Origin of the sequence: Burkholderia puraquae (assembly GCF_002099195.1) — a bacterium.
Taxonomy (GTDB): Bacteria; Pseudomonadota; Gammaproteobacteria; order Burkholderiales; family Burkholderiaceae; genus Burkholderia; species Burkholderia puraquae.
The window spans coordinates 46,045-60,296 of the sequence record NZ_NBYX01000034.1 but is presented as its reverse complement, the minus strand read 5'-3'; the positions used below and the strand labels follow the sequence as shown (position 1 = coordinate 60,296).

General features: G+C 63.3%; 13 protein-coding genes. 5 read left to right on the top strand and 8 right to left on the bottom strand.

All coding sequences use genetic code 11. From position 1 onward, the window contains the following. The 3 genes from B7G54_RS35560 to B7G54_RS35550 form a co-directional block, all read left to right on the top strand. Positions 1 to 405 (top strand): amino acid ABC transporter ATP-binding protein (locus B7G54_RS35560; protein ID WP_133059223.1); only part of this gene is annotated, 405 nt, incomplete at its 5' end. Between the two features lie 76 nt (positions 406 to 481). Next, the gene (locus tag B7G54_RS35555) at positions 482 to 1,408 is read left to right on the top strand and encodes a LysR substrate-binding domain-containing protein (RefSeq protein WP_085043357.1); all 927 of its coding nucleotides are present in this window, start codon (positions 482 to 484) and stop codon (positions 1,406 to 1,408) included. Between the two features lie 132 nt (positions 1,409 to 1,540). Beyond that, complete coding sequence (locus tag B7G54_RS35550) at positions 1,541 to 3,556, top strand: glycoside hydrolase family 3 protein (RefSeq protein WP_106409070.1); 2,016 nt, start codon at positions 1,541 to 1,543, stop codon at positions 3,554 to 3,556. A 254-nt stretch (positions 3,557 to 3,810) separates the two neighbouring features. On the opposite strand, the gene B7G54_RS35545 is transcribed toward B7G54_RS35550, so the two are convergent. From B7G54_RS35545 to B7G54_RS38870, 5 genes are all read right to left on the bottom strand, one after another. After that, positions 3,811 to 4,926, bottom strand: a complete 1,116-nt coding sequence (locus B7G54_RS35545) for a Rieske 2Fe-2S domain-containing protein (RefSeq protein WP_085043356.1) — start codon at positions 4,924 to 4,926, stop codon at positions 3,811 to 3,813. 23 nt (positions 4,927 to 4,949) lie between these two features. After that, positions 4,950 to 6,650, bottom strand: a complete 1,701-nt coding sequence (locus B7G54_RS35540) for an NAD(P)/FAD-dependent oxidoreductase (RefSeq protein ID WP_085043355.1) — start codon at positions 6,648 to 6,650, stop codon at positions 4,950 to 4,952. Between the two features lie 44 nt (positions 6,651 to 6,694). Then, a complete protein-coding gene (locus tag B7G54_RS35535; RefSeq protein WP_085043354.1) occupies positions 6,695 to 7,780 on the bottom strand; it encodes a monodechloroaminopyrrolnitrin synthase PrnB family protein in 1,086 nt (361 codons plus the stop codon). Further along, the gene (locus B7G54_RS35530) at positions 7,780 to 9,396 is read right to left on the bottom strand and encodes a tryptophan halogenase family protein (RefSeq protein ID WP_085043353.1); all 1,617 of its coding nucleotides are present in this window, start codon (positions 9,394 to 9,396) and stop codon (positions 7,780 to 7,782) included. Before B7G54_RS35530 ends, B7G54_RS35535 begins: the two co-directional genes overlap by 1 nt. A 530-nt stretch (positions 9,397 to 9,926) precedes the next feature. Next, on the bottom strand, positions 9,927 to 10,214 hold the full coding sequence (locus B7G54_RS38870) for a hypothetical protein (protein WP_133059258.1): 288 nt from the start codon (positions 10,212 to 10,214) through the stop codon (positions 9,927 to 9,929). Positions 10,215 to 10,246: 32 nt separating this feature from the next. Here B7G54_RS38870 and B7G54_RS35525 point away from each other — a divergent pair, with 32 nt between their 5' ends. Further along, positions 10,247 to 10,849 (top strand): LysE family translocator, encoded by a 603-nt coding sequence (locus B7G54_RS35525; RefSeq protein WP_085043352.1) that lies wholly within the window; start codon positions 10,247 to 10,249, stop codon positions 10,847 to 10,849. Here the strand turns inward: B7G54_RS35525 and B7G54_RS39910 are convergent. Then, positions 10,839 to 11,336, bottom strand: a complete 498-nt coding sequence (locus B7G54_RS39910; RefSeq protein WP_244289479.1) for a cupin domain-containing protein — start codon at positions 11,334 to 11,336, stop codon at positions 10,839 to 10,841. The genes B7G54_RS35525 and B7G54_RS39910 overlap by 11 nt on opposite strands. Then, on the bottom strand, positions 11,314 to 12,078 hold the full coding sequence (locus B7G54_RS35515; protein WP_085043350.1) for an SDR family NAD(P)-dependent oxidoreductase: 765 nt from the start codon (positions 12,076 to 12,078) through the stop codon (positions 11,314 to 11,316). The genes B7G54_RS39910 and B7G54_RS35515 overlap by 23 nt, the downstream gene beginning before the upstream one ends. A 155-nt stretch (positions 12,079 to 12,233) precedes the next feature. Here B7G54_RS35515 and B7G54_RS35510 point away from each other — a divergent pair, with 155 nt between their 5' ends. Next, positions 12,234 to 13,151, top strand: coding sequence for a LysR family transcriptional regulator (locus B7G54_RS35510; RefSeq protein WP_085043349.1), 918 nt, complete (start codon positions 12,234 to 12,236; stop codon positions 13,149 to 13,151). Positions 13,152 to 13,695: 544 nt separating this feature from the next. On the opposite strand, the gene arsN2 is transcribed toward B7G54_RS35510, so the two are convergent. Then, a complete protein-coding gene (gene arsN2 / locus B7G54_RS35505) occupies positions 13,696 to 14,124 on the bottom strand; it encodes an arsenic resistance N-acetyltransferase ArsN2 (RefSeq protein WP_085043348.1) in 429 nt (142 codons plus the stop codon). Positions 14,125 to 14,252 lie beyond the last annotated feature (128 nt).

Genomic DNA, 14,252 nt, shown 5'->3' with positions numbered 1-14,252 from the left:
CGCGGCAAGGACGAGGCGAACGACAAGGGCATGAAGCTGCTCGATCGCGTCGGCCTGAAGGCGCATGCGCACAAGTTCCCGGGCCAGTTGTCGGGCGGCCAGCAGCAGCGCGTCGCGATCGCGCGTGCGCTGTCGATGGACCCGATCGCGATGCTGTTCGACGAGCCGACGTCCGCGCTCGATCCGGAGATGATCAACGAAGTGCTCGACGTGATGGTCGAGCTCGCGCAGGAAGGGATGACGATGATGGTCGTCACGCACGAGATGGGCTTCGCGAAGAAGGTCGCCCATCGCGTGATCTTCATGGACAAGGGCGCGATCGTCGAGGACGACCGCAAGGACGATTTCTTCTCGAATCCGAAATCGGAACGCGCGAAGGACTTCCTCGCGAAGATCCTGCACTGAGCGATCCCCCACCGCTTGTCGTGCCGCACGGCGAGCCGCACCCCGCCGGCCGCCTTTTCCGGAACCTGCCGCCCCGATGAAACGACTTCCTTCCCTCAACGCGCTGCAGATCTTCGACATCGTTGCCCGTCACGGCAGCTTCACGCGCGCCGCCGAGCACCTGTGCCTGACCCAGGGCGCCGTGAGCCGGCAAATCCTCGCGCTCGAGAGCTTCTATCAGTTTGCGCTGTTCAAGCGCACGCCCAAGGGGCTGACGCTGACGGCCGAAGGTGAACTCCTGTTGCCGACGGTCCGCGAAAGCTTCGCGCGCATCGAGGAGGTATCGATGCGCCTCTCGCGCAGGCGTACCGAGCTCGCACTGAAGGTGCCGACCTGCATGATGCAGTGGATGCTGCCGCGCATCATGCGGTTCCAGGCCGAGCATCCCGAACTCCAGGTGCAGATCACCACAACCTGGGATCATCAGGTCGATTTCCGCATGGAACCGTTCGACGCCGCGGTGATCTACGCTGCCGGTGCCGGCCCCGACATGCATGCGATCCCCTTGTTCGAGGAACGACTCACGCCGGTCTGTGCCCCGGGCCTGCCGGACCGGCAGCCGCTCACGCGTCTCGACGACCTGGCCGGTCATACGTTGCTGCATCCGACGCGCGATCATCGGGACTGGAAGCGGTGGCTCGACCATGCGGGCGCACCGCACGTCGACTCGACGCGCGGCTTGAGCTTCGAAACGCTGGATCTCGCGACGCACGCGGCGATCGACGGTTACGGCGTCGCGATCGGCGACAGGACGCTCGCGGACGAATGCGTGGCGGCGCACCGGCTGGTGATGCCGTTCGACATCTCGTTGCCGACCGGGATGGGCTATTACTTCGTGTATCCGGACGGTGCCGAACATCAGCAGAAGATCCAGCTGTTCGGCGGCTGGATCGCGGACGAGCGCAAGGGCGCCACGGGTGGCGCGCCTGCTTGCGTTGACACCCCGGCACGCCACATTGCCTGACACATCGTGCCCCGTCGGGACAAAAACTGCACCCGGCGGCAAAACGTCCCCTGAAACAGATCGGTAAAGTGGCCAGCGGCTATTTGTAATGCTTCACGGCCGCGCCTAAAACAACCGATTCAGGAGACATGAATGCAGCGCTTCACGAGATCGGCCATGCGCCGGTCGGCATTGACCGCGTCGGGCACCGCGCTCACCCTGGGGCTGTTTGCCTGCGGCGGCGTCGACTCGCCTTCCACGTCCGTTACTCAACAGGACTTCGGCTATACGACTTTGAACGTGATCACCCAAGACGGCCTGAAGTTCAAGGACATGGACAAGAACGGTCAGCTCGCCCCGTACGAAGACTGGCGACTGAGTGCCGAAGTGCGTGCGCGGGACCTGGTCGGCCGCCTCACGCTGGCCGAGAAAGCCGGCCTGATGATGCACGGCACCGCACCCGTGCTGAACGACACGACCGGTTCAGGCACCGGCTCCGCTTACGATCTGGCGGCACTCAAGATGCTCATCAATCAGCGGAGCATCAGCACCTACATCACGCGCATGAGTGCCGATGCACACACCATGGCCGACCAATACAACCAGATTCAGACGCTGGCGGAGCAGTCCCGGCTCGGCATCCCGGTGTCGATCAGTTCGGACCCGCGCAACCATTTCCAGTACACGCTCGGCGCAAGCGCAGGGGGCAGCGGTTTCTCCCAGTGGCCCGAAACGCTCGGTTTCGCCGCGATCGGCGACGCGGCACTCACGCGAAAATTCGGCGATATCGCGCGCCAGGAATATCGCGCGGTCGGCATGACCGAAGCGCTTTCGCCGCAAGCCGATCTGGCGACCGAGCCGCGCTGGTCACGCATCAACGGCACTTTCGGTGAAGACGCCGATCTCGCGCGCACGCAGGTTCAGGCCTATATCGAAGGCTTTCAGGGCGGCAGCAACGGCATTCAGGCCAATAGCGTCATCGCCGTCGTCAAGCACTGGGCCGGATATGGCGCGCAGAAACTCGGGTTCGACAGCCACAATTACTACGGTCGCCATGCGACCTATCCGGGCAACAATTTTGCCTATCACCTGAAGCCGTTCGAAGGCGCGTTCGCCGCCAACGTCGGCTCGGTCATGCCGACCTATTCCGAACCGGACACGACGGTAACGGTCGACGGCATCACGCTGGAGCCCGTCGGCGGGGCTTACGACAAGGCGTTGCTGACCGACTTGCTGCGCGGGAAATACGGCTTCAAGGGCGTGATCGTGTCCGACTGGCTGATCGCCGACGACTGCGACGCGAATTGCCTCAACGGCGTGTCGTCGGGATCCCCGTCGTTCGTCGGGCTGGGCATGCCCTGGGGGATGGAAGGCGCCACCCGCGTGCAGCGTTTCGTGCGAGCGGTCAATGCGGGCATCGACCAGTTCGGCGGAGACGACGATCCGAGCGACCTCATCGAAGCCGTCAACCGCGGACAGTTGCCGGAAGACCGTCTGTCGGAATCGGCCTATCGCGTCCTGCTGCAGAAATTCCAGCAAGGCTTGTTCGACCATCCGTATGTCGATGCAGGCGCGGCCGGCAAGATCGTCGGCAACGCCGACTTCCAGGCTCAGGCACTCGACGCCCAGCGCCGCTCGATGGTTCTGCTGCAAAACAACGGCAAGCTGCTGCCGATGACGGCGCCCGGCAAGAAGGTCTGGCTGTACGGGATCGATCCCGCGGTCGCACGGGGTTATGGTTATCAGGTCGTCGATACGCCGCAAGCTGCGGACGTTGCGATTCTCCGCGTGAGCACGCCATATGAAACGCTGCATCCGAACTACATGTTCGGCTCGATGCAGCATGAAGGCAGTCTCGCGTTCGTCGACGGCAATGCGGACTACGAGGCAATCAAGCAGGCCGCGCTTGCCCCACAATCGATCGTCTCGGTTTACATGGATCGCCCCGCGATCCTGACCAACGTTCAGGACAAGGCCACCGCGATCCTCGCCAATTTCGGCGTGACCGATGCCGCACTGTTCGACGTGCTGACAGGGAAGGGGCAACCGCAAGGGAAGCTGCCGTTCGAGTTGCCGTCGTCGATGGCGGAAGTCGCGGCACAGCGGGAAGACGTGCCGCACGACACCGCGCATCCGTTGTATCCGTTCGGATATGGCCTGACGTATTGACGCGTTGCCGATGCCGGCTCGCTGATCGCAGCCGGCATCGGCACGGTGTTCCCGTGCTCGTCCGCATTGCCGCACCTGGCTTTCGATCGTTCGCTCGTCGTCGCGCGCGTGACGCGCGCGCAAGCATGACGCCGGCAACGGCCCGACAACCTGTTGCACGATGGCGGCATCGCGTCCGGCGATGCAGACGACCGCCCGTTCAGCGTCAATGTTCGCGAGCGCCGGACGGAACGACGCCGCCGGGACCGGCTCGGCTAGGGCCGCCGACTCACGGATTGCCGCTCACTTGCGGCGACGCGGTCGACCCAGCTCCGATAGAACGCGCGGTACTTGAGCACGAGCTTGTCGTACTTGCTGTACGCGCCGCCGCCGTCCGGCTTCATCCCGTTCCAGATTTTGACGTCATACCCCGCGGCCTGCCTGGTCTGGAGCCCGAACAGCACGAAGTCGGTCGCGCGGCGCAGGGCGCCGCCCACCTTCTTGATCGAGATGAGCATGTGCATCACGTTCTTGCCGTCGCTCACCGGCGTCACACACTGGAGCAGCTTGTATTTGACGTCTCCGTCCAGGGCGACGGTCATGACGCACCCGCCGGGGTAGCCGTCGAAGTGCAGGTTCATCTGCGACATGTCCATGCCGAGCGCGCGCGACAGCATGCCGAGGGGCCCGAAGTACCGGTTCACGGTGAAGTCGATCCCGGCACCGAACCACGCACCCGCCCGGGCCAGCGGCTCGACCTCCGGCCACGGGCGCCAATCGTCGAACAGCTTGAGCTCGAAGGCCGAGATCGGGAGCGCGTGCACGGGCGTCGCGTGCTGCGCGTCGTAGAAGTTCTCGACGATCCGCAAGACCGCCGTCGTCGTCTCGAACGCGAAGTGCAGGTGCATGAAGTCGCCGTTGTCGACGTCGGCCGCGGCGATGTCGGGCAGCGGGTGCAACGGCTGCGGCGAGCCGTACCAGACCCACACGTAGCCGTATCGCTCGGCGGTGACCAACGTCGGCTGGCGCGCCCCGCGCGGGACGGGCTCCAGCCGGCTCACCGCCTGGCTGTGGCCGGGGATGTGAACACACTGGCCCTGCTCGTCGTACCGCCAGTGGTGAAACGGGCACTGGATGCACCCGTCCTTGATCTGCCCGTCGGCCAGGTTCGCGCCGAGGTGCGCGCAGTGGCGGTCCATCACCACGGCCCGCCCCGTCGTGCCGCGCCACGCCACGCACGGACGGCCGAAGAGCGTCAACTCCGCCGGCTTGTCCTTGAGGTCGTCCGAGCGCATCGCGACGTACCAGCTCGCCGCCACGCGCGTGGTCGCGTCGTACGCCGCCTGCGGAGGCTCCTTGACGCTCGCTTGATCGAATTGAATGTCGTCCATCGTCTTGTGTCGTCGTCGGCCGACTACTTCAGCGCCAGGCCGATGCGGGTCGTGATGTACGCCCTGAGCAGCGCGAACATCGGGTTGTAGTCGAAGTACTTTTTCACCTCTGCCGGTGCGCTGGTTTGCGTCCAGTACATCAGCTTCATCGCCGGCAGCAGGCTGTACTTCGAGTTGTTGAGCTGCGGTTTTTCCCCCGTGATGCAGTACCCGAAGCCGAACATCGGCTTGGCGAAGTCTCGTTCGTCGATGAGGGCGTGAATCCGCGCCGCGGCCTCCCCGGCCGGCTTGCGCCCGGCGCTCACGGCCTCGACCTCGGCTTTGGCGTCGTTGAACAACTGGTAGTACTCCTCCATGTCGGCGCACAGGTACCCGAGGTACGGCGGGTCGTTGTCGAGGTGATCGAGGTCGCCCTCGTCGCGCGACGCGCGGAACCTCGCGTGGGCTTGCACGAGCCGGAACTGCCCGAGAATCGTGCCGACCGCCCATAGCCTGTGGAATGCGTCCCACAGCCGGAAGTCCTTGAATGCCGTGTAGCAGCAGCTGACGAAGTCGTCGTTGTGGTCCAGAAGCTTCTGCTGCAGGCGCTCGATGTACTCGAAGCGCTCGGGGGAGAAGTCGTCGTCGCGCAGCGCCTTGATGAGGCGCGCCGCGAGCGCGTGGATGGTCACCGCGGTGTTCTCGAGCCCCCGGGAGAAGAGCGGATCGATGAACCCGTTCGCGTGCAGCATCAGGCAGTAGCGGTCGCCAACGCACGCGCTCGACGAGAACTGCAGGCGGTCGGTCTTGACCCAGTCGCGCACCGGCACGGCGTCCCGGAACTGCGCGCCGATGCTCGGGAACCGCGCGAGGAACTCGTCGAATTCCTGCTGCGCGGAGATGTCCGTTTTCGGGTAGATACGCGGGTCGAGCTGCAGGCCGACGCTCACCAGGTTGTTGGTCGACCGCGGGTGGTTGTTGAACGGAATCACCCAGAGCCAGCCGCCCTCGAACATGTGGTGCAAGGTCCCCTCGTGCCAGCGCCAGCGCTGCCCCTTGACCTTGAAGATGTCGTCGAACGGCTTCACCCCGAGCATGTGCGTGTAGAGGCTGCGCGAGTGCGTCTTGAAGCGACACGGCTCTTCGCGGAGCCCGAACTTGGTCGCGAGCGGCGCGCGGGGGCCTCCGCAGTCGATCATGTAGCGGCCGGTGAACCGATCGCCCTGGGCGGTGGTCACCGCGACGCCGTCCTTGTCGGCGTGGTATTCGGTCACGCTCGTCCGCTGGCGGACCGTGCAGCCGTATTTGATGGCGGCTTGCAACAGGTAGGCGTCGACGTCCTGCCGGTAATAATGGCTTTCCGGCCCCCACGGCAGCTCGGGAATGACGCACTGCGTGAACTCCTTCGGGTCGTGCTCCTGGCCGGGCTTGTGGAACACGAAGCCGAAGTTGCGCTTGATGCCCGTGCTCGACGCGACGTAACGCTGCGTCGCATAGAACGACGTGATGTGGTCGAGCTCCGGAATGCCGTAACGATCGGCGATGATGCGGTTCATGAGAGACGTCTCGGGGATCGACGATTCGCCGATCGTGAACCGCGGGTGCGACGACTCCTCGATGATCAGCACGCGAAACCGTTGTTTGGCCAGGATGGCCCCCATCTGGGTGCCGGACATGCCCGAGCCGAGGATGATCACGTCGAAGTGGTTGCTATCGCGCCCGTTCGCGGGGCTCTGCTGAGTCATGGGGGCTAGCTCTCCTGGTGAGATGGAACACGTGGTTGTGCGCGTCAGGATTCGTCGAGCGCGGCGCGGAGGCGGGACCGCGCGGCGCGCGTGAGCGTGAGTAGATCGCCGAGCATGCTGGGCGCATACCCCCCGCTGCCGATTGTCGGGCCGCTTCGCCCGACTTCGTACGCCCGCTCCGCCAATTTGAGGTGCGGCGCCCGGAAACGCAGCAGGATCTCGAAGACCCGGTCGAGGGCCGCCAACCCGGCCCCGACGGGCTCGCCCCGCGCGCGGGCCGCTTGCGCCTCGCCGAGCGCGCGGTCGACGAGCGCCGGCTCCCCGGCGAACCGGGCGTAGACCGCCCGGAACGCGGGAAGCACGTAGGGCAGGTACGTCTCCTTGAATTCTCGATACGCCTGGTGGTCCGATTGCGAGCCCCACAGGACGTGCTCCAGCACGAAGAGGGGCATTTCCACGGCACCGGGGCCGAGGTAGCTCTGGCCCCCGACTCGAATCGGTTCGTAGAAGGGGCGGAGTTCGTCGTAGAAGACCTGCAGCGAAATGAAGCGGTAGGCGTAAACGATCGATTCGACCATTTTCTGCAGATAGGCCGCCAGCTCGTCGCACCCTTGCGCGAACGCGGGCGACTGCAGGGGCACGTCGGACAGCTCGACGGTCAGCGCGATGGCCGCCTCGAGGGCCGCCATCGAGATGCGCACGCTCTCGAGCAGGTGCGCTTCGTCGGGGAGCCCTGTGTAGCTCCGCTGCGCGTCGGCCGCCGCGGGGTTCCAGACCGTCACATGCAGGAGCGTTTCGCGCGGCGGCAGGCCGGTCGCACGCGCCAGGTCGAGCAGCACCGGCTCGAGCCCGGGCACCACGTCCGTGGGCTCGTGTCCGTGCCGCTTGAGCGAGCCCAGGAAGAACCCGATGTCCCGCATCGCGGCGGCGGCCTCGACGAAGCCCCAGCCGGAGGGCACGCCGCGCGCCGGGAGAAACTCGCGCAACAGGCCGACGATGCCGGGCACATCCTTTTCACGGTTCAGGCCCGGCAGTTGCAGAACGAGCGAGCGGGCCTGCAGCGGATCGCAGGCCGCCACTGCAGCGTGCGTGGCCGCGAATGCACATTCCCGGCCCAGGGTGCGCTCCACTACAGGATCTCCGGCACCGCGAGCGTCTGCCCGGGCTGGCTGCGAGACAGCCCCGCGTCGCCCTCGCGCAGCGATCGCAGGTAATCGTAGTTCGTCGGCAGGCTCGTTCGCAGACGCTCGGCCTCGCGCCGGATGCGGGCGAACATCGCCTCGGCCTTGTCGATCGACTCCGGCCGGTGCTGCAAGAGCGGCAGCGACCGTTCGGGCAGCATGCCCAAGCCGGCAAAGACGCAGTAGTAGTTTCCGTTCAACCAGAAGTTCTTGAATTCGTAGTCGAAGGTTTCGTAGTACGTAGAATCGTCGAATGACGTGGTGGTCAGCGGCAGCCCCGCCTTGTAACGTTCAACCTTGTCCTTGATGGCGTCCGAGAGCCGCAGGTCGTGCCGGTTCGCGCGCCAGAACGGCGTGTCTTCGCGCGACGTCGTGAAATAGTGCGCCTGGACGAAATCTCGGCAGTCGTCGAACATGTAGACGATCTCGGCGTTGAATGCGTCGGACAAGCGCGGATCGAACGAGGTGTCGGGGAAATGCTTCACGAGCTGGTAAAGCGCCGCGTAGATGAAGTAGATCCCGGTCGATTCCAGGGGCTCCAAAAAGCACGACGACAACCCGATAGCGACGCAGTTGTTGACCCACGCCCGCCCGTTGCGCCCGACCCGGAACTTGATCTGGTTGAGCGGCTGCTTGTCCGAGAGGCCCCAGAGGTCGAGGAAGTCGGCGGTGGCCTGGTCGCGCGAGGTGAACTTGCTCGAGAAGACGTAGCCGCTGCCGAACCGGCCCAGCATCGGAATCTTCCAGGTCCACCCCGAGTTCATGGCGATCGCGGAGGTGTACGGCTCGATCCCCTCGCGCGCGTCGTCGTGGGGCACGGCGCTGGCGACCGCGCTATCGCACAGCAGGTAGTCGGACATGTCAATGAAGGGCTCTTTCAGGGCCTGGTTGATCAAGAGCCCCCGCATGCCGGAGCAGTCGATGAACAGGTCCGCCTCCAGCGTCCGCCCCTCCTTGGTGGACAGGCTGGAGATGTAGCCGCGCTCGTCCAGGTGAACCTGCACGACCTCGTCGACCACGCGGTTCACCCCGCGCTCGACGGCCCAGCGCTTCAAGAAATCGGCCACCAGGTGCGCATCGAAGTGCCACGCGTGAGGCATCTGGCGGGTGCCGTCGGGCAGGCACGGCGCCAGCTTGCCGTCGAGCGCCGCGGGCTGCGGGTAGCAGGCGTACGCCATCGGCTCCTGGAAGCCCTGTTCGCGCTTGCGCAGCCAGTAATGGGTAAGCGGCACGCCGTCGCAGTTCGGCACGCTGCCGAACAAATGGTAGAAGTAATCGTCGCGCGAGCGGTCGGGAGACTTCCTCCAGTTCACGAACTTGATGGCGGCCTTGAACGCGCCGTTCACCTGGGGCATCCATTCCCGCTCCGGTATCCCGAGGAAGTCGAAGAACACCTTCTGCAAATTCGGGATGGTCGCCTCGCCCACGCCGATCCGGGGGATCGCCTCGGACTCGATGAGCGTAATGTTCGCCTGCTGCTGGAGTGCCCGGACGAGGTACGAGGCGGACATCCAGCCCGCGGTGCCGCCGCCCACGATGACGATATTCCTGATCGGATTGCTCATGACACGCTTCCCATAGGATTTAAAACCCGAATGGACTTCTACGAGGGTGCTCAATTGATCCGGGCCCAGAATAGACCGGCGATTACTTAAATTAAACTGATATATTTGACAGGATTTTTATTTATTTATCGCCAGATTTCATTACACCATCCCAACACGGAACACCATGCGCGCCGAAAATGAATAATTTCACGTTGAAGTTTATATTCGTGCGCAATTTGATGGTTAGTGCATGATTATTAAATGATCCCTATCCGGCACTACTGCCAGATGTTTCAATTGGATTTCAGTCGGCACTGTCGCGTTGCCGAACGTGACCGCGTAAAAATGCACGATGAAGAAATCGAAATCAACCTATTACGGTAATTTCGACCGGGAACTTTCAAGTTTCCAAATCAATTGCAATTACTATTGCAGGTTCGCTGGTCTAAATTGGGGGCCGGAGAAGCCACATCCTGATCTCGTATGTCACGATGACGATCCGGCCGGGACCGACTTCGTCGTTGGCATCGTCCAACGCGATCGCGAAGTCAAAGACGGAAGTTTTTCTTTTGTGCCCTCGCCGCCGCGCTGTCGGATATGGCGATCATCGGGCTGGTGGCACTCGGTTGGGGTTGGCAATCAAGCGGGCTGGAAGCGGCGTGGCCCCAGGATCCCGGCTGGCCGGCTCGTCGCTCGAGGACACAAACAGATCGAGCTCGATCGCCATCTTTCCCGTCGTCGAAAAATAAAGTTATCGTGCGTGCATCGAAATTCCGATAACTAATGATAGATTCACGCTTCGCCACTCGCAGCCATACCGCAATCGGTAATTTCACGAAGCAAATCGTTAGAAAGACGAGGTTAGTCCATGTTGACATTGAGTCCCATGCTAAAAATGTCGTTCTACGTCGCACTTGTGCTGCTGGTACCCGGGCCGACAAACACGCTGCTGCTTTCCGCCGGGCTCAAGCTGAATCTGCGTGGTGCGTGCAGGCTGGTCGCGGCGGAAGCGTCAGGCTATGTGATAGCAATCGCGGTATGGGGATTTTTTCTCTGGTCTTTGGCGGCGCACTATCCATGGATTGTCAACTGCGTAAAGTTGATCAGTTCCGTGTTCATATTCTATCTTGCGGTGAATATGTGGTTCAAAGGCGCCGACTTTGGTGCCACTGACGCGGCGCCACTGGGGTTCCGGGCGCTTTTCCTTGCGACCTTGATGAATCCGAAGGCCTTGTTATTTTCAAGCGCAATTTTCCCGGAGTCGGCATTCAGATCGCTCGGGATTTTCTTGTTGTCGACGGGCGTATTTCTGATCACCCTGATTCCGATCGGACTGATATGGTCCCGGTCGGGGCGGCTTCTGCTCATGAATCGTGCGGAGGGTCGACTGGCTTCTATCGTGTTACGGTGCTCCTCGCTTGTGTTGCTCATGTTCGCAGCAACGCTGGCCAGTTCCGTGCTCAATCGATGAGGCGGTCATAGTGAGACTGACCCTGAACCGGAATCAGTCTCGATCGGAAGTGGAGATTTCCGGCTTGGTTGAGTTGTCGGGCGAAGCGGACGCCTGATCCCGGCAACACGTGATGCACCGTCGTGCCTTGGCGTAACGTCCCGATGCGCGCGCGTGCGTCGGCGCGGATGGACAGTGCGCTCGCGCACACGTCATCGGGATCGCCGCTCGCCAGCGTGACGAAGCGGCCTTCGCGACCTTCACGCAAACAGATTCGCGTCGTCCAGCGCGGCGTGCCGCCCGGCGTACGCGGATGCAGCCAGATCTGGAATGGTCGCGCAGATTCGTTCTCCTCATTGCGCTCGGCATGATGGATAGCGGCGCCCGCGCGCACCGCCTTCATGATGTGTCCGGGTTCAAACGCGCGCACGCGCCGGGCGCTGGCTGGATCGTCGAAGATCGCATCCGTGCGCCCGGCGCCACGCTTAGATCTGCTGCTGACCGCCATCGACGAACAACTCGACGCCGTTCACGAAGCTTGCGTCGTCCGAGGCGAGGAACAGCGCGGCACTCGCGATTTCGCCGGGCTCACCGAGGCGCCCCATCGGGATCTGGGCAGCCAGGTAGTCGGCAAGGCCCTGACGCTGCGCGGCATCGTCACCGGCGAGGTCGAGCAGGCCGGGCGTGCGGGTTGCCCCGGGGCTGATCGTGTTCACGCGGATGCGGCGGTCCTTCAGATCGAGAATCCAGCTGCGTGCGAATGCGCGCACCGCGGCCTTCGAAGCCGAATACACGCTGAAGGAGGCCGTGCCGGCGCTGCCTGCCGTCGATCCGGCGAGGATCACCGATGCACCTTCAGCGAGCAGCGGCAACGCTTTTTGCACCGTGAACAGCACGCCCTTCACGTTGCGGTCGAATGTGTCGTCGTAGTGTGCTTCGGTGATGCCGCCAAGCGGCAGCATCGAACCGCCACCGGCGTTCGCGAACAGCACGTCGAGCCGACCCTGTTCTTCCTTGATCTGTGCATACAACGCGTCGAGTTCACCGAGCTTCGTGGAATCGACGCGTACGCCGGTCGCGCTGCCGCCAGCTTCCTGGATGCCCTTCACGGCGGAATCGAGTTCAGCCTGACGGCGACCGGTGAGATAGACGTGCGCGCCTTCTGCCGCGAAGCGTTGGGCGGTGGCAAGGCCGATGCCGCTGGTTGCGCCGGTAACGAGTGCGATCTTGCTGTCGAGTTTGCGTGCCATTTTGCTTCTCCTTCCGTTCGATAAGTGGGTGACTGCGTTCGGTGTTGCGTGTTGCGTGTTCCGTGTTGCGATGTGAGGAGAATATCGACGCCCAGATCATTTCGAAATAGAATTGATTGCAATCCAACATTGCATAAATGAAAAGATGAGGGGCAATGGCAAAGCTGCCTGATTTCGAAGGACTCGCGATGTTCGCGAAGGTCGCCGAGGAAGGATCGTTCGCGGCGGCGGCGCGTGCGATGGGGGTGTCCGTCGCAACAGTCTCTCGCGGCGTCGCCCGCCTGGAAGACCGGCTGGGTGCGCGACTTTTCAATCGCACGTCGCGCCAGCTCTCGCTGACCGAATTCGGCCGGACCATTTGCGAGGCAGCCGGAGAGATCTATCGCCGGGCCGAGGAGGTGGAATGTGCCGCGCGCGAGATGTCGTTGCAGCCGCGCGGACTGGTGCGTCTCGCCGTGCCGATGTCGTTCGGGCTGCGTTGGGTTGCCCCGCTGTTACCCGGCTTCTTTCGCGCGTACCCCGAGGTGTCGATCGACTTGCATCTTTCCGATGCGTCGGTCGATCTGGTCGCCGACGGTTTTGACGCCGCGCTGCGCATCGCCGCGCTGCCGGATTCGTCGCTCGTCGCGCGACGGCTGTGCTCGGTCACTCAATTCGTGGTGGCGTCGCCGGCGTATCTGAAGCGCGAAGGACGGCCCGCGCATCCGCGCGAACTGGCGGATCGGTCGTGCCTTTCATATGCGTATCGTGCACGCGGCGATGTGTGGCGCTTCACAAACGGAGCGGGTGAGGAGGAACCGGTCATGCCGACCGGACCACTGCGTGTGACGAATGCCGATGCGCTGCTGCCCACGCTGCTCGATGGTCTCGCGATTGCCGAGCTGCCCGAATTCATCGCCGGCGAATATCTGGCCGATGGCCGCCTCGAAGCGCTCCTTACCGACTGGTCGTTGACGAAGGGCGGCCTTTACTTCGTCACACCGTCAGCGCGCGCCCGTCCCGCCAAGGTGGCTGCGCTGTCCGATTACTTTGCGGAACACCTATCCGATCCGTCGTGGCGGTGGCCAACCTGACGCGCTGACGCCACTGAAACCGCCGCCTCGACGGTCAACCCGTTTGATGCGGACGTAGGCGAGTCGGCGACATTGATTCGAGGGGACCGTCAATAAAGTCGCCAACTCGCGGGCCGGAAGCCTTGATCCACGAGGATTCTGGAGTGACGGAATTACTTTGCTCTACGGCAATCGCGTCCGGCTCCGGGATTTGCATTGCCGGAACAATCTTGCGTAACGTCCAATCTGGCTACCGCTCGCGGTTCAACGGCAAGGCGAGCGTGTTGCGCGGCGTCCATGAAAGTGATGCCGCCATTGCCCGACGGCGGGTTAGCCAGGCTGCCACCAGCCGAGGCCGGCGAGATACTTGTTTTATCACTACACAGTCGGTTCGTTCGATATCTACGCTTGCGCGAATCATCGTCGAACTGGCGATCCGGGGACCAGCGCGGTTTTGCAATCCGTGGCGTTGGAGCAATTCACGCGTTACCCGGCCCCGGTTACTTGCGGGTGCCAACGACGCCTCTCGATCACTTGGCACAGGTTGAGGTGCTTGTCCCAGCGCCTACAGAACTCGCACCATCGAAACGGCCGACCCGGGACATACGCCTTGGAATTGGCTAGACGCCAACACCAGGGGCGGTACTTGGTCACGCGCGACGCGTATGAAACCGTGACGGGTGAAATAGTGCTCTGCAGTCGTGGTGAGGAGCACCAGCGACCGGATTTGTATCGAGCGACACGTGGCGACTAACCGCGACACGATACGCTGCCCCAAACCAAAATCGCGGGCATGTTCCGCCACCGCAATGGACCGCAAAAGCGCAGCGTCCCCGTAGCGCTCAATGCCGCCGCATCCGCACATCGTCGAACCTTCCATCGCAACCACAAAATCCTGCAAATGATCGCTCACACCGACGACGGGCAGACCACATCGATGCAGCAGGGCTTCAATCGACGCCAGGTCGTTGACAGTGGCGGGACGAATCTCCATGTGCGACTCCTTGGATTGGGCAACGGGCACTGAGGGCCTTGCAAGCGCACTCGCGACCCGCTCTCACCTCGGGCAGCCAAGACGCTCTGCCCACGAGCGGGCGCGGTTCATCGGCCCCGGCGACGATA

Excerpts from the sequence above, each read along its gene's own strand:
- B7G54_RS35555 (WP_085043357.1), top strand. The coding sequence starts at position 482 with ATGAAACGACTTCCTTCCCTCAACGCGCTGCAGATCTTCGACATCGTT.
- B7G54_RS35550 (WP_106409070.1), top strand. The coding sequence starts at position 1,541 with ATGCAGCGCTTCACGAGATCGGCCATGCGCCGGTCGGCATTGACCGCG.
- B7G54_RS35545 (WP_085043356.1), bottom strand. The coding sequence starts at position 4,926 with ATGGACGACATTCAATTCGATCAAGCGAGCGTCAAGGAGCCTCCGCAG.
- B7G54_RS35540 (WP_085043355.1), bottom strand. The coding sequence starts at position 6,650 with ATGACTCAGCAGAGCCCCGCGAACGGGCGCGATAGCAACCACTTCGAC.
- B7G54_RS35530 (WP_085043353.1), bottom strand. The coding sequence starts at position 9,396 with ATGAGCAATCCGATCAGGAATATCGTCATCGTGGGCGGCGGCACCGCG.
- B7G54_RS35525 (WP_085043352.1), top strand. The coding sequence starts at position 10,247 with ATGTTGACATTGAGTCCCATGCTAAAAATGTCGTTCTACGTCGCACTT.
- B7G54_RS39910 (WP_244289479.1), bottom strand. The coding sequence starts at position 11,336 with ATGGCGGTCAGCAGCAGATCTAAGCGTGGCGCCGGGCGCACGGATGCG.
- B7G54_RS35515 (WP_085043350.1), bottom strand. The coding sequence starts at position 12,078 with ATGGCACGCAAACTCGACAGCAAGATCGCACTCGTTACCGGCGCAACC.
- B7G54_RS35510 (WP_085043349.1), top strand. The coding sequence starts at position 12,234 with ATGGCAAAGCTGCCTGATTTCGAAGGACTCGCGATGTTCGCGAAGGTC.
- arsN2 (WP_085043348.1), bottom strand. The coding sequence starts at position 14,124 with ATGGAGATTCGTCCCGCCACTGTCAACGACCTGGCGTCGATTGAAGCC.